Genomic DNA, 17298 nt, shown 5'->3' on the forward strand with positions numbered 1-17298 from the left:
TCGCGAGCGCCGTCCGGCGCCTTCGAACCCGTTTGTCCCCTCGTTTCACCCCAAAATCAGCATTTTGGGGCGTGATATCCCTATCATGCCCTAAAATACCCCTTTCCACCCTGATCGAGTCTTGATAGGCAGGAATCGGAGAGGGGCAATCTCCGCCTGAGTCTTTCGGCCCGAATCTGTGGATTCCGGGCGCAGGAAAATATTGCCCGGTGGCGCGAGACGGGGGCTTCAGCGATGGCAGTTGTGACGCCTGGCCGTTACTCGGGCACCAACTTTGCCGCGATCGATGGCAAGGGACGCATCGCTGTCCCCTCGCAGTTCCGCAACAATGTGCCCCTCAATGCGGACGGCCAGCGCGTGCTCTGGGTCAGCTTCCACGAGAAGCTGCCGTGCCTCGTCGCTTATGGGCAGGATCAATATGATCGCCTGTCCGACGAGATCGAACGCGACCGCGACACAGCGCTGACCCGCAACCTCGATTTCGACGAGGACGAGGCGTTCAAGCGGCGCTTCAGCTATACCGAAGCCTATACGCTCGACGACAGCGGGCGCTTTCTTCCCAATTTCACCGCGCGCGACCGTGTGGGCGAGGCGGGCGCGACCGCTTTCGTGGGATCGGGGCGCCGTTTCGAGATTTGGTGGCTGCAGACGCTCGCCGAATGCGGCGAGGCCGATCCGGTGTTGCGGCGATTGGCCGCGGCCTGGGAAGAGTCCAAGGGGAAGGCGCGAAAGTGACCGAGCTTCCCCGTGACCTGCCCCGAGATTCTCGGCACGATCCGGTCCTCCGCGAAGAAGTCATCGTCGCTCTCGCCATCGCCTCCGGCGAGCGCCATGTCGATGCGACTTTCGGTGCCGGTGGCTACACGCGCGCGATGCTGTCGGCGGGCGCCGAGGTGATCGCATGCGACCGCGATCCTGATGCGATCGCCGAAGGGCAGGCGCTGGTCGCCGAAGCCGGCGGCCGCCTGACGCTGATCCACGGCCGGTTCGGCGAGATCGACCGGCTGCTCGCCGAGCGCGGGATCGACGCGGTCGATGGCATCACCTTCGACATCGGCGTGTCGTCGATGCAAATCGACCAGGGCGCGCGCGGCTTCTCGTTCCAGAAGGACGGGCCGCTCGACATGCGCATGGCGCAGGAGGGTGAAAGCGCCGCCGACTGGCTCAATCGCGCCGACGAGGCGGACATCGCCGATGTTCTCTATCATTATGGCGACGAGCGCCAATCGCGCCGTGTCGCGCGCGCGATCGTCGCCGCGCGGCCGCTGTCGCGCACCGGCGAACTGGCGACGGTGATCCGCAAGGCGCTGCGCCACCCCCCGGGGGCGCCCAAGGACCCCTCGACCAAGAGCTTTCAGGCGATCCGCATCCACATCAACGGCGAACTCGACGAACTGACGCAGGGCCTCGCCGCCGCCGAGCGCGTGCTGCGTCCCGGCGGCCGCCTCGCGGTGGTCAGCTTTCACAGCACCGAGGATCGCATCGTGAAGAATTTCCTGCGCGAACGCAGCGGCGGCGACGCCGGTGGTTCGCGTCACCGGCCCGTGTCCAACGCTCCGGCGCGCGCCGCTACTTTCGGTCCGCCCGCGCGCAAGGTGCGTCCGTCCAAGGCGGAGGAGGCGCGCAATCCGCGCGCGCGTTCGGCGACGCTGCGCAGCGCGGTGCGCACCGCGGCCCCGGCTTGGCCGGGTCATTCGATCATCAAGGAGTCCATGTCATGCTGATGGCGGCCCGCAAGCTTCAGGGAATCGGTCTCGTCCTGCTCGTGCTCCTCTTTGCCATGGCGCTTTATCCCGTATCGCTCAAGGTGGCGGCGACGCGCAGCGAACTGACGCGGATCGAGCGGAAGATCGACCGGACGCAGGCGAATATCCGCTATCTCGAGTCCGAACTCGCGGTGCGCGCCTCGATGCGGCAGCTCGAACAGTGGAACGCTGACAGTTTCGGCTATTCGGCGCCGTCGGCTTCGCAATATCTGGCGAGCGAGCGCCAGCTCGCCTCGCTCGACGGCCTGCCGCGCGCCCGCGGCGCCAACGAGGTGGCGCCGGTGCTGATGGCGATGGTGAGCCCGGTCGGCACGCCCGAACCCGCCGCCGCGGCTGCGAAACCGGCCCCTCCGCCGTCGGCGGAAAAGCCCGTCGTCCTCGCGCAGGCGGAAACCTCGGTGCAGAGCGATTCGCCGCCGCGCATGGCGCCGACCCGGCGCCGCGAGCAATTGAAGATGATCGAGGACCAGTTGCTCGCCGAATCGACGCTGGCCGACCTCAAGCGCGCCGCGGCGCGTGAAGCGGCGGGAGGCAAGACCACTCCATGAACACGCTGGTCGTCCGTCCGGCCCGGGTGCGCACCGCTGGGGTGCGGCAGCAGATATTGCTGACCGCGCAGCAGCGGCTGATGATGCTCATGCTGTTGTTCATGGCGGCCTTTCTCCTGATTTCGATGCGCCTCGTCTTTTTCGCACTGTTCGACACCGCGTCGGGCAGCGGTGATGCCGCGGCGGCGTTCATTCCCGCGCGCGCCGATATCGTCGATCGCAACGGCGTGCCGCTCGCGCGGACGATCGACGGCTATTCGATCCGGGTCGTGCCCTCGAAGCTGCTCAACAACCGCCAATATCTGGCCGACGAGCTGGTCAAGATATTCCCCGACACACCGCGCGAGGAATTTCTCGCCAGGTTGAACGGCCCACGGCCTACCTATATCCGCCGCCGCGCGCTGCCCGATCAGGTTGCGGCGGTGAACGCGATCGGCGATGTCGGCTTTGACTTCCCGCGCGAGAAGGAGCGGCTTTATCCGCAGCTCAGCCTCGCGGCGCAACTCCTCGGTTTCACCGATGCCGAAGGGCATGGCGTCACCGGGGTCGAGGGTTCTTTCGACAAGCAGCTCACCGACAAGGCGACGCGCGGAGAGCCGCTTGTGCTGTCGATCGACGCGCGCGTCCAGGGCGTGCTCGAAAGCGAGCTCGGCAATGCGGTGACCAATTTGGAAGCGATCGGCGGGGCGGGTATCATTCTCGACGTCCATACCGGCGAAGTGCTGGCGATGACGTCGCTGCCGACCTATAATCCCAACAAGCTGATCGCAGGCGACGCGGCCGCGCGCCGCAATGCCGTGACGTATAATCTCTACGAACTTGGGTCGACCTTCAAACCGCTGTCGATCGGCGCGGCGATCGACAATGGCGTCGTGACCAGCATGGCGAAGCGCTACGACGCGACCAAGCCGCTCGCCATCGCCGGTTTCAAGATCCGCGATTCGCACAATATGGGGCGCTGGCTCAATGTCCCCGAAACATTGATCCACAGCTCGAACATCGTGACCGCGCAGATTGCCGACCAGCTCGGCAAGGAAAAGATGGAGGCGCTGTTCCGCAGCCTCGAATTCAACAAGCGCCCCGAAATCGAACTCAAGGAGCGGGCCTTTCCGCTGTGGCCCAAGGAATGGGGCCGCCTGTCGACGATGACCACCGCTTATGGTCACGGCATCGCGGTGACCCCGCTGCATCTCGCCAACGCCTATGCCGCGCTGGTCAACGGCGGCATCTGGCGTCCCGCGACGGTGCTCAAACTCGGCGACAAGGCGCCGCCGCAGGGGCACCGCGTCTTCAAGGCATCGACCAGCGCGCGGATGCGCCAGCTCCTCCGCCTGATCGTCTCGGACGGCACGGGGCGCCAGGCCGATGCGCCGGGATTCCGCGTCGGCGGCAAGACGGGAAGCGCCGAAAAGCCGGGTGCGGGGGGCTATCGCCGCCACTCGCTCGTTTCGACCTTCGCCGCGGCCTTCCCGATGGACAATCCCCGCTATGTGATCCTGGCGATGATCGACGAGCCAAAGGGCAATGCCTTCAGCTCGGGCCAGCGCACCGCAGGCTATACGGTCGCGCCGGTGGTCAAGAAGGTCGTGATGCGTGCCGGCCCGATGCTCGGCGTGTTCCCCGACGAAAGCCGCGACGTCGATGTGTCCGAACTGACCCCGCTGCTGTGGAAAAACGGGGAAGGCGAATAATGCGCCTTTCCGCGCTGCTCGGCGGTCATGGTCTGGCAGGGGCGGACCCGGTGGTGACCGGGCTCGCGATTGACCATCGCAAGGTCGCGCCCGGCACGATCTTCGGCGCTTTCGTCGGCGAGAAATTCAATGGCGAGGATTATATCGCCGCTGCGATCGAAGCGGGCGCGATCGCCATCGTTGCGCGGCCCGAGGCGAAGGTCGCGGGCGCGGTCCATATCGCCGACGCCAATCCGCGCCGTGCCTTCGCGCATATCGCGGCGCGTTTCTTCCATCGCTTTCCCGCGACCTGCGTCGCCGTGACCGGAACCAACGGCAAGACCTCGACGGTCGAGATGACGCGCCAGCTCTGGCGCATGGCGGGCTTTCACGCCGCGTCGATCGGCACGCTCGGTATCACGACATCGAACGACAGCGCCTCGACCGGGCTCACCACCCCCGATATCGTCACCTTCCTGTCGAACATGTCGGGCCTCGCCGCCGAAGGGGTGACCCATGCGGCGTTCGAGGCGTCGAGCCACGGCCTCGACCAATATCGCACCGAAGGATTGAAGGTGAAGGCGGCGGCCTTCACCAACCTCAGCCACGATCATCTCGATTATCATGGCACGATGGACGCCTATCTCGCGGCCAAGATGCGCCTGTTCCGCGAAGTGCTGGAGCCCGGCGGCACCGCGGTGATCTGGAATGACGACATGTGGTCGCCCGCTGCCGAATATGAAGCGAAGCAGCGCGGCGTGCGGATCATGACGGTCGGCACCTCGGGCGAGGATCTGCGCCTGATCGCGCGCGAGCCGACCCAACTCGGCCAGTCGCTCACCATCGCCGCGGGGCCGCTCGCGCAAAAGGTGACGCTGCCGCTGATCGGCGCCTATCAAGCGGCCAACGCGCTCGTCGCTGCGGGGCTCGTCATCGCGACCGGCGGCGACACCGGGCAGACGCTCGCCAATCTGGCGCGGCTCCAGCCGGTGCGCGGTCGGCTCGAACGCGCCGCGATCACCCGTGTCGGCGCGCCGGTCTATATCGACTATGCCCACACCCCCGACGCCATAGAGGCGGCGCTGGACGCGCTGCGCCCGCACGCGAGCGGACGGCTGATCCTGGTGTTCGGCGCCGGCGGCGACCGCGACAAGGACAAGCGCCCCGAAATGGGCCGCGTCGCCGCCGCCAGGGCCGACGTTCTGATCATCACCGACGACAATCCGCGCGGTGAGAATCCCGCCGCCATCCGCGCCGCCATCGCCGCGGGCGCGCCCAGTGCTCGGATTATCGGCGACCGCCGCGCCGCGATCGCCGCCGCGATTGCCGAAGCGCGGGGCGACGACATCGTCTGCATCGCCGGAAAAGGTCATGAGCAAGGCCAGATTGTCGGTCGCGGCGACGCGACGCGCGTCATTCCCTTCGACGATGTCGCGGTTGCGCGCGAGGAGGCGGCATGAATCCGCTCTGGACCGCGCGCGCCATCGCGTTGGCCACGGGTGGAGAAGCGAACACCGATTTCACCGCGCAAGGCGTCGCCTTCGATTCGCGCGAGGTGACGAAGGGCGACCTGTTCATCGCGATGAAGGGCGAGGTGGCCGACGGGCACCAATTCATCGACAAGGCGATCGTTGCGGGCGCGTCCGGTATTGTCTGCGAAACCACGATCGATTTTCCGCATGTCCGCGTCGCCGACAGCGCCCAGGCCCTGAATGCGCTCGGCATCGCATCGCGCGCGCGCAGCCACGGCCGCATCATCGGGGTCACCGGATCGGCGGGCAAGACGGGGACGAAAGAGGCGTTGTTCGCGGCGCTCGACCGTTTCCGTCCCGGCAAGGCGCATCGCTCGGTCAAAAGCTACAACAATCATGTCGGCGTGCCGCTCAGCCTTGCACGCATGCCATCGACCGCCGATTATGGCGTGTTCGAGATGGGGATGAACCATGCCGGCGAGCTTGCCGCGCTGACCCGTCTGGTGCGCCCGCATGTTGCGATCGTCACCACCATCGCCCCGGCGCATATGGAATATTTCGGCAGCGAGGAAGCGATCGCCGACGCGAAGGGCGAGATTTTCGAGGGGCTGGAGCCCGGCGGGATCGCGATCCTGCCTTTCGACAGCCCGCATTATGCGCGGTTGCGCGCCAAGGCCGAGCGCCACGCCGCACAGATCATCAGCTTTGGTCTCGGCGAAGGCGCCGACGCCCGCGCGGTCGACTGGCTGCCCGACGGGCAGGGCGGCTCGCTCGTCACCGCGCAGGTGCAGGATGCGCTGCTCTGTTTCACCATCGCGCAGGCGGGCGCGCATTGGGTGGCGAACGCGATGGCGGTGCTGGCGGCGGTGAAGGCGGTCGGCGGCGATCTGCCCGCAGCGGGGCTCGCCTTTGCCGAGATGGGCGGGCTCGCGGGTCGCGGCGCGCGCCACCGGGTTCAGGTGCCGGGCGGGCATATCCTCGTCATCGACGAAAGCTATAATGCCAACCCCGCTTCGATGGCCGCGACAATCGAGCAGCTTGCCGCCGAATCCGGCGATCGCAAGGTCGCGATTCTGGGTGCGATGAAGGAGCTTGGCCCCGACGGCGAAGCCTATCATGCCGCGCTCGCGGCTCCGCTCGTCGCGGCAGATGTGCAATTCGCCCTGCTTGTCGGCGAAGAGATGGCGCCGCTCGCCAAAGCGCTTGAGGGCCGCATCGAATTCGCGCATGTGGCCGCCCATTCGGGCGCGACCGCGCGGCTGAAGGACTTGATCCGCCCCGGCGACGTGGTGCTGGTCAAGGGGTCGAACAGCGTCGGCCTGTCGCATGTCGTGACCGCGCTGACCAACGGGGATTATTGATGCTATATTGGCTGGCGGAATGGCTGGGCTTTCCGGGGGCTTTGAACCTCATCCGCTATTTGAGCTTTCGCTCGGGCGCCGCGGTTGCGACCGCGCTCATCATCGGCTTGTGGATCGGGCCGCGCTTCATCCTGATGCTGCGCATGCGACAGGGGAAGGGGCAGCCGATCCGCGACGACGGCCCGCAGAGCCATCTGGCGAAAAAAGGCACGCCGACGATGGGCGGGCTGATGATCCTCATCGCGCTGATGGTTTCGGCCTTGCTGTGGATGGACCTGTCGAACCGCTTCGTCTGGGCGTGCCTGTTCGTGACTGCTGGCTTTGCCGCCGTCGGCTTCCTCGACGATCTCGACAAGGTGACCAAGGCAAGCCACCGCGGAATTCCGGGGCGCGTGCGTTTGCTGATCGAGTTCGCGGTCGCCGCGGTCGCGGTGCTGCTGATCGTCTCGCGCACCGGCACCGACCTCTATCTGCCCTTTTTCAGCGGCGTCGTGATCCCGCTGGGCCCCTTTTATTATATCTTCGCGATGGTCCTGATCGTCGGCTTCGGCAATGCGGTGAACCTGACCGACGGGCTTGACGGGCTCGCGACCTTTCCGGTGATGATCGCCAGCCTGACCTTCCTCGTCATCGTCTATCTGACGGGCAATGTGAAATTCGCGGGCTATCTGGGCATTCCGCATGTTCCGGGGGCGGGCGAGCTGGCGATTTTCGCCGCCGCGATCATCGGCGCCTGCTTGGCCTTTCTGTGGTTCAACGCGCCGCCCGCCGCGGTGTTCATGGGCGATACCGGCAGCCTCGCGCTCGGCGGCGCGCTCGCGACGGTGGCGGTGACCGCGCAGCACGAACTGGTGCTCGTCCTCGTCGGCGGGCTGTTCGTGGTCGAGGCGCTGTCGGTCATCATCCAAGTCTTCTGGTACAAGCGCACGGGCAAGCGCGTCTTTCGCATGGCGCCGATCCACCATCATTTCGAGCAATTGGGCTGGCCCGAATCCACCGTCGTCATCCGCTTCTGGATCGTCTCGATCGTCCTCGCGCTCGCGGGGCTCGCGACCCTCAAACTGCGGTGATTACCTCGCGCGCCTTTGCCGGTCGCCGCTATGCGGTGCTGGGACTGGCGCGCTCGGGCCTTGCGACGGTCGAGGCGCTCGTCGCCAGCGGCGCCGGCGTTACCGCGTGGGATGACCGCGAAGAAGCGCGCGACGAGGCGATGATGCTCAATGCCGACATCGGCGATCCGCTCGCGATCGATCTCGCCGGTTTTGCGGGGGTCGTCGTGTCGCCCGGCGTCCCGCTCAACCGCCACCCGATCGCCGCGCACGCGCGCGAGGCGCATGTGCCGGTGATCGGCGATATCGAACTGTTTGCCGAAGCGCGCGGCGAACTGCCGCCGCACAAGGTGGTCGGCATCACCGGCACCAACGGCAAATCGACCGTTACCGCACTCGTAACCCATATGCTCGAAAGCGCGGGGGTGCCGACGCTGATGGGCGGCAATATCGGCCTGCCGATCCTGTCGCGCGATCCCTTGCCCGAAGGGGGCGTCTATGTGCTCGAACTGTCGAGCTATCAGATCGATCTTTCACACAGCCTCGCCTGCGATGTGGCGGTGCTGACCAACCTCACTCCCGATCATCTCGACCGTTACGACGGGTTCGCGGGCTATGCGGCATCGAAAGCGCGGCTCTTTTCGTTGCAGCACCGCGATCAGGTCGCGATCGTCGCGGTCGATGACGATCCGTCGCGAATGATCGCGGGGCGTATCAATCATCGCCTCCACCGCGTCTCGGCAAAGGATATCGACCCCGCCGACCAGGCGCGCTGGCCCGCGCTGCAAGGCCCGCATAACGCGCAGAACGCCGTTTGCGCGATCGCCGTCTGCCGCACGCTGGGGCTGAACGACGAACAGATCGAGCGCGGGCTCGCGACATACAAGGCGCTCCCGCACCGTATGGAATGGGTCGGCGAAGCCGCTGGCGCCCGCTGGTTCAACGACAGCAAGGCGACCAACGCGGCTTCCGCTGCACCGGCGCTGGCGGCCTTTCCGCCGGCGCCGGACCAGCGTCTGCACTGGATTGCCGGGGGACAGGCGAAGGGCGACGGCCTGTCCGCGTGCCGCCCCTGGTTCGGTCATGTGAGATGCGCCTATCTGATCGGCGAAGCGATGGAGTCGTTTGCGGACGAGATCGGCGATGCCATTCCGATCGACCGGGCGGGCGATCTCGCGACCGCGGTGGCGCATGCGGCGGCGGCGGCGCGGCCCGGCGATATTGTCCTGCTCTCGCCCGCCTGCGCGTCGTTCGACCAGTTCAGGGACTATGAGCAACGCGGTGACGCGTTCCGCGATCTCGTCCGGGCATTGGGAGATGGATGACGATATGAGCGGGGGGACCGACATGAATGCGACCGAACGCCCGGTGATCGCCGCGACGACGCGGACGGCGAAGCGGCGCGGCCCGCGCCTCAGCCGCGCCGACCGCACCCCGCTGGGCCTTTGGTTCTGGGAAATCGACCGGGTGCTGCTCCTGCTCGTCTCGATGCTGATCGCGACGGGGCTCGTCGCGGTCGCCGCCGCGTCGCCGGTCGCGGCGCAAAAGCTGTCGACGACCACCGCCAGCCTCGACCCGCTCTATTATTTCTATCGCCAGCTCATGTGGGTGATCGTCGGCGTGCCCGTCATGCTCGGCGTGTCGATGCTGCCCAAGGCGCAGGCGCGGCGCTTTGCCATTTATGGCACCATCACGTTCCTTTTCCTGCTGTTCCTCGTGCCGCTCATCGGCGCCTCGGTGAACGGTGCGCAGCGCTGGATCGGCAGCGGTGCCTTGCGCCTTCAGCCGTCGGAGTTTCTGAAGCCCTTCTTCGCGGTGTCGCTGGCGTGGATCTTGTCGCTGCGGCTCCACGACCAGAGCCTGCCCGTCGTGCCTTTGTCCTTCGTCCTCACCGGCGTCATCGGCATCTTGCTGATGGGGCAGCCCGACCTGGGGCAGACGATCATCTTCCTCGGCACCTGGCTGGTGCTGGTGATGGTCGCCGGGCTTTCGATGCGGATCATCGGCATCCTTGCGGCGAGCGGCATCGCGGGGCTGATCGTCGCTTACTTTACCTATTCGGTCGCCAATCAGCGGATCAATAGCTGGCTGTTCGGCGAAGGCGACAGGTTTCAGGAGGATCGCGCGCATGCGACGATCACCGCGGGCGGCCTGATCGGCACCGGCCCCGGCGCGGGCCTCGCCAAGTTCAAGCTGCCCGAGGCGCACACCGACTATATCTTCTCGGTCATCGGCGAGGAGTTCGGAATCATCGCCTGCATCGCGATCGCGATCCTGTTCCTCGCGATCATCGTTCGCGTCCTCGTCCGCCTGCTCGACGAGGAGGATAGTTTCCAGATTCTGGCGGTCGCGGGGTTGATTGCGCAGTTCGGGGGGCAGGCGACGATCAACATGGCGGTGAACACCCAGCTCTTTCCGTCGAAGGGCATGACCTTGCCCTTCATCAGCTATGGCGGCTCGTCGTTCATCGCGCTGTCAATCGGCATGGGTTTGCTCTTGTCGCTGACCCGGCGAAACCCCTATGCCGCGCGGGTGTCGATGACCCGCAACTGGAACAAGAAATGAGCGCCCAAAGATGACGGCAACGCGCCACTTCCTGCTCGCCGCCGGGGGCACCGGCGGCCATATGCTGCCCGCCTATGCCCTGGCGGGCGAGTTGATTGCGCGCGGACACCGCGTCGCGCTGGTCAGCGACGATCGCGGCCTGAAGATTCCGGGCGCGCCCGCCGAGATGGACACGCATGTGCTTCCCGCCGGCCGCGTGTCGGGCGGGCCGCTTGGCTGGATCAAGGCCGCGCTCGCCATCCGCAAGGGCCGCAGGCAAGCGATCGACCTGATCCGCATCTTCGACCCCGCCGTCGTCGTCGGCTTCGGCGGCTATCCCTCGCTGCCCAGCCTGCTCGCGGCGGGATCGACGAAGCGGCCGCGTGTGATCCACGAACAGAATGCCGTGCTCGGCCGCGTCAACCGGCTGATGACGCCGCGCGTCGATGCGGTCGCGGTCGCCTATCGCCATATCCAGCGCTTTCCGGCCGGGCACGAGATGAAGCTGCATATCACCGGCAATCCGGTGCGCGATGCGATCGTCGATATCCGCGAGGATGGCTTTCCGCCACTGCCCGAGGACGGGATCTTCCGCCTGCTCGTCGTCGGCGGCAGCCTCGGCGCCACGGTGCTCAGCGACGTCGTTCCCGCCGCGATCGCGATGCTGCCGCGCGCGCTGCTCGACCGGCTTCAGGTCGTCCAGCAGGCGCGCGAGGATGACATGGAGGCGGTGCGCGCCAAATATGCCGAGCTTGGCGTCGCCGCCGAATGCGCGCCTTATATCGCCGATTTTCCCGAGCGGCTGCGCTGGGCGCATCTGGTGATCGCGCGCGCGGGCGCCTCGACCGTCGCCGAACTTGCCTGCGCCGGGCGGCCCGCGATCTTCGTTCCCTATCCGCACGCGATGGACGATCACCAGACCTATAATGTCGTCGACCTGGTCGAAGCGGGCGGGGCGATCGCGTTCCAGCAGCCCGATTTCACCGCCGCCGAAGTCGCCAAGCATATCCAACGCATGGCGCTCGAACCCGGCGCGCTCGAAGAAGCCGCCGAACGCGCCGCGGGCTGCGGACTGCCCGATGCGACGCGCGATCTTGCCGACCTGGTCGAATCTTTCGCCGCGCCGCCGATGATGGACGTGATCCGCGTCGGCTCGCCCGCGCGGTCCGCGACCGCCGGCAGCGTCGCCGCCACCCGGGCAGGAGGCGCCTGATGCGCGGCGTCGCGACCGATATCGGCATCATCCATTTCATCGGCATCGGCGGCATCGGCATGTCGGGCATCGCCGAGGTGATGCACAATCTCGGCTATCAGGTGCAGGGCAGCGACATCGCCGATAGCTATGTCGTCGAGGGCTTGCGCGGGCGCGGGATCAAGGTAGCGATCGGGCACGAGGCGGCGAATGTCGATGGCGTCGCGGTCGTCGTGACCTCGACCGCGGTCAAGCGCGGCAATCCCGAGGTCGAGGCCGCGCTCGCCAGCCGCGTTCCCGTCGTCCGCCGCGCCGAGATGCTCGCCGAACTGATGCGGCTCAAATCGACCGTCGCGGTCGCCGGGACCCACGGCAAGACGACGACGACCAGCCTCGTTGCGGCGCTGCTCGATGCCGGCGGGGTCGATCCGACCGTGATCAACGGCGGCATCATCAACAATTACGGCTCGAACGCGCGGCTCGGCGCGTCGGACTGGATGGTGGTCGAGGCCGATGAGAGCGACGGCAGCTTCCTTCGCCTCGACGGCACGATCGCGGTCGTCACCAACATCGATCCCGAACATCTCGACCATTATGGCAGCTTCGACGCGATCAAGGCCGCCTTCGTAGAGTTTATCGAGAATGTGCCCTTTTATGGCGCGGCGATGCTCTGCCTCGATCATCCCGAGGTGCAGGCGATCATCCCGCGCATCCGCGACCGCCGCATCGTCACCTATGGCTTTTCGGCGCAGGCCGACGTGCGCGGCACCAATGTGACCCCGGGCCCCGGCGGCAACCGCTTCGACGTCGTGGTGCGCTCGCCCGACGGCAGCAGCCGGACGATCGAGGGCATCCATTTGCCGATGTCGGGGCGCCACAATGTCCAGAATGCGCTCGCCGCGATCGCAGTGGCGCTGCACATGGGGGTTCCCGACGACAAGATCGCGTCGGGCTTCAACGGTTTCGCCGGGGTCAAGCGCCGCTTCACCAAGGTTGGAGAGATTGCGGCGGGGGAGGGCGTCGTCACCGTCATCGACGATTACGGCCATCATCCGGTCGAAATCCGCGCGGTGCTCGCCGCTGCGCGCGAGGGCGCGGGGACGGGGCGGGTCGTTGCGGTCGTCCAGCCGCACCGCTTCACGCGGCTGCGCGATCATATGGATGACTTCCAGCAGGCGTTCAACGATGCCGACATGGTGCTGGCGCTGCCCGTCTATGCGGCGGGCGAGAGCCCGATCGACGGCGTGTCGTCGGATGCGCTGGTCGAGGGGTTGCGCGATCGCGGGCATCGCCATGCGACGACCGTCGCCGATGCGAGCGCGCTCGCCGCGACCGTCGCCGAAGCGATCGCGGCGGGGACGATCGGCGCGGGCGACAAGATCATCTGCCTTGGCGCGGGTGACATCACCAAGATGGCGGCGGGGCTGGCGAATGCGGTGGAGGGGGGTAAATGAACCTCTCCCTCATTCGTCATGCTGAACTTGTTTCAGCATCCATGACCTGCTCTCTCGTTAAACGCGGCGGGCGTTTTGCCGTCCGACCATGGACCCTGAAACAAGTTCAGGGTGACGAGTTAAAGACGGGTGGGTCGCAATGACCACCGAAACCCTCCCGCTGGCCCGCGGCAAGCTGACCGCCAAAGCCCCGCTCGCCCCGCTCGTCTGGTTCAAGTCGGGCGGCCCCGCCGACTGGCTGTTTGAACCCAAGGACGCCGACGATCTCGCTGTTTTTCTGGGCGATCTCGACCCCGCCGTTGCGGTGATGGCGCTTGGCCTCGGCTCGAACCTGATCGTGCGCGACGGGGGCTTTCCGGGCGTCGTCGTCAGGCTCGGCAAGGCGTTCGCCAAGGTCGAAGCGATCGACGCCACGACATTGCGCTGTGGGGGCGGCGCGTCGGGCATTCTCGTTTCCTCGACCGCGCGCGATACCGGGATCGCGGGGCTGGAATTTCTCCGTTCGATCCCCGGCACCGTCGGCGGTTTCGTGCGCATGAACGGCGGGGCTTATGGCAGCGAGGTCAAGGATATCTTGCTCGAAGCCGAGATCGTCTTGCGCTCGGGCGAGCGCCGCACATTGCCGCTCGCCGACCTCGGCTACACCTATCGCCATAGCGAATTGCCCGCAGGGGCGGTCGTGATCGGCGCGACTTTCCGCGGTCGCCCCGGCGAGGCGCAGGCGATCCAGGCCGAAATGGACCGCATCTCGGCGAACCGCGAAGCGTCGCAGCCGCTGCGTTCGAAAACCGGTGGTTCGACCTTCAAGAACCCCGACGGACACAAGGCGTGGGCTCTTGTCGACGAGGCCGGGTGCCGTGGGCTGACCGTTGGCGGCGCGCAGGTCAGCGAGAAGCACACCAATTTCCTGATCAACACCGGCGCTGCGACGAGCGCCGATATCGAAGCATTGGGCGAGGAAGTCCGCCGCCGCGTCAAAGCGAAGAGCGGTGTGGAACTGCAATGGGAAATTCAGCGCGTGGGAGTGATGAAGTGAGTGTGGCGGAGCAGATCCTCCCCCAACGGGGGAGGGATGGGCGTATGACCCGCGGGCCATGGCATGTCGCCGTCCTGATGGGCGGCTGGTCGGCCGAACGCGAGGTGTCGCTGTCGAGCGGCGCGGGCATCGCCGACGCGCTGGAGTCGCGCGGGCATAAGGTTACGCGGATCGACATGGACCGCGACGTCGCCCAGCGGCTCGCCGAGGCGAAGCCCGACATCGTGTTCAACGCGCTCCACGGCGTTCCGGGCGAGGACGGCACGGTGCAGGGGATGCTCGACCTGATGGGCCTCAAATATACGCACAGCGGGCTCGTTACGTCGGTGATCGCGATCGACAAGGAATTGACGAAACAGGCGCTCGTGCCGCATGGTGTGCCGATGCCGACGGGGACGATGGTCGACAGCGAAAGCCTGTTTTCAGCCGACCCGCTGCCGCGCCCCTATGTCCTGAAACCCGTCAACGAAGGCTCGTCGGTCGGCGTCGCGATCGTCAAGGACGACAGCAATTACGGCAACCCGATCGCACGCGAAGCGGTCGGCCCTTGGCAGGAGTTCGGCCGGCTGCTCGCCGAACCCTTCATCAAGGGGCGTGAGTTGACCGTCGCGGTGCTCGGCAACCAGGCGCTCGGCGTCACCGAACTCCGCGTCAAGTCGGGCTTCTATGACTATGACGCCAAATATACCGAGGGGCTGACCGAGCATGTCTGCCCCGCCGAAATCCCTGCCGACATTGCGCAGCGGATGAAGGATCTCGCGGTCCAGACGCACCGGCTGCTCGGCTGCAAAGGCGCGTCGCGCTCCGATTTTCGCTGGGACGACGAACATGGGCTTGCGGGCATCTATTTGCTCGAGGTCAACACCCAGCCCGGCATGACGCCGCTCAGCCTGGTGCCCGAGCAGGCGCGCGCGATCGGTATCGACTATGCCGAACTCGTCGAACGCATCGTGGAGGAGGCGCTATGAGCAGCACGCGGATCAAGCGCGGCAAGGCGCCCCCGCGCCGCGCCGCGCGCGCGCCGAAGAAAAGGCGGAAAGTCCAGACGTCGCGCCTCAACGCGCTGATCAACGCGCTGCCGGTCAGCCCGGCGACGTTGCAGCGCGCCGCCAATTGGACGATCGGCCTTGGCCTTGCCGCCGCGGTCGCGCTCGCCGCGCATGCGACCGGCGTCACCGCGAAGATTCACGAGGAATATGCCCAAGCGGTCGGCCGCGCGGGTTTTCAGGTCAAGAAGGTCGAAGTCGTCGGCGCCGACCGCATCGACCGGCTCAAAGTCTATGATATCGCGCTCGCGCAGAAGGACCGCTCGATGGCGGCGGTCGACCTCGAGGATGTCCGCCACGACCTGATGCAATATGGCTGGATCAAGGATGCGCGCGTCTCGCGCCGCCTGCCCGACACGCTGGTCGTCGACATCGTCGAGCGCACCCCGGCGGCGATCTGGCAGCATAATAATCGCCTGTCGTTGATCGACGAAAAGGGTGTCGTGCTCGAACCCGTCAGCATTTCGACGATGCCCGATCTGCCGCTCGTCATCGGTCCGCACGCGAACCGCCGCGCGCAGGATTTGGAGCGCTTGCTCGCGGAGGCGAGCAGCCTCAAGGAATTGCTCGCGGGCGCGACCTGGGTCGGCAACCGCCGCTGGGATCTGCGCTTTCGCAGCGGCGAGACGCTGTCGCTTCCCGAAGGCGAGGTCGAGGCGAAGGCGGCGCTCGCCAAATTCGCGCACATGGACGGCGCCAACCGCTTGCTCGGACGCGGCATCTTACGCTTCGATATGCGCGACCCCACCCGTTTCGTGCTACGCCTGCCGCACGAAGGGCAGGTGGCGCCCGCGAAGCTCGACGCCGCGCGCGACGCGGTCGATGCCGCGGCCGCCGCCAGCTCGGCGGAGAAGGGATAAACCATGGCGCCGCCGCGCATCGAAAAGATCATCACCGCGCTCGATGTCGGGTCGTGGAAGGTCTGCGCGCTGATCGCGGGGCAGACCGCCGATGGCCAGCTCCATGTGCTCGGCACCGGCCAGCGCGAGAGCCGCGGCGTCCAGCGCGGCTATGTCGCCGACATGGAGCAGACCGAACATATCGTGCGCGAGGCGATCGAGCAGGCCGAACGCATCGCCGGGCTCAACATCGACGATGTGTGGGTCAGCTTTTCGGCGGGCAGCCTGTTCAGCGACGTCGCGCCGATCGAGAGCGAGCTTGGCGGCCACCGTATCGAGCAGGAAGATATCGACGACCTGCTCGCCGCCGGGCGCGCCGGGATCGACCCCGAAGGGCGGATGATCCTGCACGCGCAGCCCGCGCTCTACACGCTCGACGGGCTGACCGGGGTCAAGAACCCGATCGGACTCCACGCCGACCGGCTCGGCGTCGACATCCACATCATCATGGCCGACGGCGCGCCGGTACGGAACCTCGAGGCCGCGGTGCGCCAGGCGCATCTCGACGTCAACGCGGTCGTCGCTTCGCCAATCGCCGCGGGGCTCGCATGCCTCTCCGACGAGGAGCGCGACCTGGGGGTCGCGCTGGTCGAACTCGGCGCGGCGGTCACCACCGTCTCGCTCTATGCCGGTGGCATGCTTGTCGAGATGGCGTCGCTGCCCTTCGGCGCCAGCGACATCACCGACGACATCGCCTCGGCCTTTGGCATTCGGCGCAGCCAGGCGCAGCGCTTGCAAAGCTTCTATGGCTCGGCCTCGGCAAGCCCGCGCGACAATAATGAGATTATCGAGCTCGACCCCGGCGCGCCGGCGGGCAGCGATTCGCCGCGCATCACGCGCGCGCAACTGGTCGCGGTGATCCGTCAGCGCCTCGACGCGATGATGGGGGAGATCGGGAAGACGCTGAAGGACCTGCATTTCGTCGGACCGGTCGGGCGTCAGGTCGTACTCGTCGGCGGCGGCGCCGACCTGAAAGGTCTGGCCGACTATACGCAGAGCGCGCTTGGGCGCGCGGCGCGCGTCGGGCGACCGCGCGGTCTGCACGGCCTGCCCGATGCCCATGGCGGACCGGCTTTCGCGACGCTCGCGGGTCTGGTTCTCTATGCGGCATCAGACCCGGTGGACCTTCGCGATCTGCCGATGATGGCGCAGGATATCTACCGGCCGAAGAGCGCGGGTATCCTCAATCGATTGATGGCTGCTCTCAAAAGCAGTTTCTGAGTGACGGGCGACGGAAAGGTTAATTTTTTGGGTGATTCCG

15 protein-coding genes are annotated in these 17298 nt (G+C 66.7%); all 15 read left to right on the plus strand.

Translation table 11 applies throughout. The annotated features are described in order from the left end of the window. Positions 1-234 precede the first annotated feature (234 nt). The 15 genes from CVO77_RS16230 to ftsA all read left to right on the plus strand — a co-directional run bounded on the left by CVO77_RS16230 (position 235) and on the right by ftsA (position 17258). A complete protein-coding gene (locus tag CVO77_RS16230) occupies positions 235-735 on the plus strand; it encodes a division/cell wall cluster transcriptional repressor MraZ (RefSeq protein WP_105999937.1) in 501 nt (166 codons plus the stop codon). Further along, the gene (gene rsmH, locus CVO77_RS16235; protein ID WP_242445983.1) at positions 732-1724 is read left to right on the plus strand and encodes a 16S rRNA (cytosine(1402)-N(4))-methyltransferase RsmH; all 993 of its coding nucleotides are present in this window, start codon (positions 732-734) and stop codon (positions 1722-1724) included. Before CVO77_RS16230 ends, rsmH begins: the two co-directional genes overlap by 4 nt. Further along, positions 1718-2314 (plus strand): hypothetical protein, encoded by a 597-nt coding sequence (locus CVO77_RS16240; protein WP_105999939.1) that lies wholly within the window; start codon positions 1718-1720, stop codon positions 2312-2314. The genes rsmH and CVO77_RS16240 overlap by 7 nt, the downstream gene beginning before the upstream one ends. Further along, positions 2311-4005, plus strand: coding sequence for a peptidoglycan D,D-transpeptidase FtsI family protein (locus CVO77_RS16245; RefSeq protein ID WP_105999940.1), 1695 nt, complete (start codon positions 2311-2313; stop codon positions 4003-4005). The genes CVO77_RS16240 and CVO77_RS16245 overlap by 4 nt, the downstream gene beginning before the upstream one ends. Then, positions 4005-5444, plus strand: a complete 1440-nt coding sequence (locus CVO77_RS16250) for a UDP-N-acetylmuramoyl-L-alanyl-D-glutamate--2,6-diaminopimelate ligase (RefSeq protein ID WP_105999941.1) — start codon at positions 4005-4007, stop codon at positions 5442-5444. Before CVO77_RS16245 ends, CVO77_RS16250 begins: the two co-directional genes overlap by 1 nt. Continuing rightward, positions 5441-6817 carry a UDP-N-acetylmuramoyl-tripeptide--D-alanyl-D-alanine ligase gene (locus tag CVO77_RS16255; protein ID WP_105999942.1) on the plus strand — a complete coding sequence of 459 codons (1377 nt, stop codon included), beginning with the start codon at positions 5441-5443 and terminating at the stop codon, positions 6815-6817. The genes CVO77_RS16250 and CVO77_RS16255 overlap by 4 nt, the downstream gene beginning before the upstream one ends. Continuing rightward, positions 6817-7887 (plus strand): phospho-N-acetylmuramoyl-pentapeptide-transferase, encoded by a 1071-nt coding sequence (gene mraY / locus CVO77_RS16260; protein WP_105999943.1) that lies wholly within the window; start codon positions 6817-6819, stop codon positions 7885-7887. Before CVO77_RS16255 ends, mraY begins: the two co-directional genes overlap by 1 nt. Further along, entirely contained in the window at positions 7884-9191 is a 1308-nt protein-coding gene (gene murD, locus CVO77_RS16265; protein ID WP_105999944.1) for a UDP-N-acetylmuramoyl-L-alanine--D-glutamate ligase, read from the plus strand. The genes mraY and murD overlap by 4 nt, the downstream gene beginning before the upstream one ends. A 4-nt stretch (positions 9192-9195) precedes the next feature. Continuing rightward, positions 9196-10431, plus strand: coding sequence for an FtsW/RodA/SpoVE family cell cycle protein (locus tag CVO77_RS16270; protein WP_242445984.1), 1236 nt, complete (start codon positions 9196-9198; stop codon positions 10429-10431). A gap of 10 nt (positions 10432-10441) precedes the next feature. Beyond that, positions 10442-11623, plus strand: coding sequence for an undecaprenyldiphospho-muramoylpentapeptide beta-N-acetylglucosaminyltransferase (murG, locus tag CVO77_RS16275; protein ID WP_105999946.1), 1182 nt, complete (start codon positions 10442-10444; stop codon positions 11621-11623). Further along, entirely contained in the window at positions 11623-13056 is a 1434-nt protein-coding gene (murC, locus tag CVO77_RS16280) for a UDP-N-acetylmuramate--L-alanine ligase (protein ID WP_105999947.1), read from the plus strand. The genes murG and murC overlap by 1 nt, the downstream gene beginning before the upstream one ends. Positions 13057-13195: 139 nt before the next feature. Next, positions 13196-14092, plus strand: a complete 897-nt coding sequence (murB, locus tag CVO77_RS16285; RefSeq protein WP_105999948.1) for a UDP-N-acetylmuramate dehydrogenase — start codon at positions 13196-13198, stop codon at positions 14090-14092. Between the two features lie 44 nt (positions 14093-14136). Then, the gene (locus CVO77_RS16290; protein WP_105999949.1) at positions 14137-15060 is read left to right on the plus strand and encodes a D-alanine--D-alanine ligase; all 924 of its coding nucleotides are present in this window, start codon (positions 14137-14139) and stop codon (positions 15058-15060) included. Continuing rightward, a complete protein-coding gene (locus CVO77_RS16295; RefSeq protein ID WP_105999950.1) occupies positions 15057-15998 on the plus strand; it encodes a cell division protein FtsQ/DivIB in 942 nt (313 codons plus the stop codon). The genes CVO77_RS16290 and CVO77_RS16295 overlap by 4 nt, the downstream gene beginning before the upstream one ends. Before the next feature lie 3 nt (positions 15999-16001). Further along, positions 16002-17258 carry a cell division protein FtsA gene (gene ftsA, locus CVO77_RS16300; protein WP_105999951.1) on the plus strand — a complete coding sequence of 419 codons (1257 nt, stop codon included), beginning with the start codon at positions 16002-16004 and terminating at the stop codon, positions 17256-17258. The last annotated feature ends 40 nt before the right edge of the window (positions 17259-17298 follow it).

This window comes from Sphingopyxis lindanitolerans (assembly GCF_002993885.1).
GTDB classification, from domain to species: Bacteria; Pseudomonadota; Alphaproteobacteria; order Sphingomonadales; family Sphingomonadaceae; genus Sphingopyxis; species Sphingopyxis lindanitolerans.

Bases quoted from the DNA above. Each gene is read 5' to 3' on its own strand.
- CVO77_RS16270 (WP_242445984.1), top strand. From the start codon at position 9,196: ATGAGCGGGGGGACCGACATGAATGCGACCGAACGCCCGGTGATCGCC.
- CVO77_RS16240 (WP_105999939.1), top strand. From the start codon at position 1,718: ATGCTGATGGCGGCCCGCAAGCTTCAGGGAATCGGTCTCGTCCTGCTC.
- CVO77_RS16245 (WP_105999940.1), top strand. From the start codon at position 2,311: ATGAACACGCTGGTCGTCCGTCCGGCCCGGGTGCGCACCGCTGGGGTG.
- murB (WP_105999948.1), top strand. From the start codon at position 13,196: ATGACCACCGAAACCCTCCCGCTGGCCCGCGGCAAGCTGACCGCCAAA.
- CVO77_RS16255 (WP_105999942.1), top strand. From the start codon at position 5,441: ATGAATCCGCTCTGGACCGCGCGCGCCATCGCGTTGGCCACGGGTGGA.
- mraY (WP_105999943.1), top strand. From the start codon at position 6,817: ATGCTATATTGGCTGGCGGAATGGCTGGGCTTTCCGGGGGCTTTGAAC.
- ftsA (WP_105999951.1), top strand. From the start codon at position 16,002: ATGGCGCCGCCGCGCATCGAAAAGATCATCACCGCGCTCGATGTCGGG.
- CVO77_RS16230 (WP_105999937.1), top strand. From the start codon at position 235: ATGGCAGTTGTGACGCCTGGCCGTTACTCGGGCACCAACTTTGCCGCG.
- CVO77_RS16250 (WP_105999941.1), top strand. From the start codon at position 4,005: ATGCGCCTTTCCGCGCTGCTCGGCGGTCATGGTCTGGCAGGGGCGGAC.
- CVO77_RS16290 (WP_105999949.1), top strand. From the start codon at position 14,137: ATGACCCGCGGGCCATGGCATGTCGCCGTCCTGATGGGCGGCTGGTCG.
- murG (WP_105999946.1), top strand. From the start codon at position 10,442: ATGACGGCAACGCGCCACTTCCTGCTCGCCGCCGGGGGCACCGGCGGC.
- murC (WP_105999947.1), top strand. From the start codon at position 11,623: ATGCGCGGCGTCGCGACCGATATCGGCATCATCCATTTCATCGGCATC.
- CVO77_RS16295 (WP_105999950.1), top strand. From the start codon at position 15,057: ATGAGCAGCACGCGGATCAAGCGCGGCAAGGCGCCCCCGCGCCGCGCC.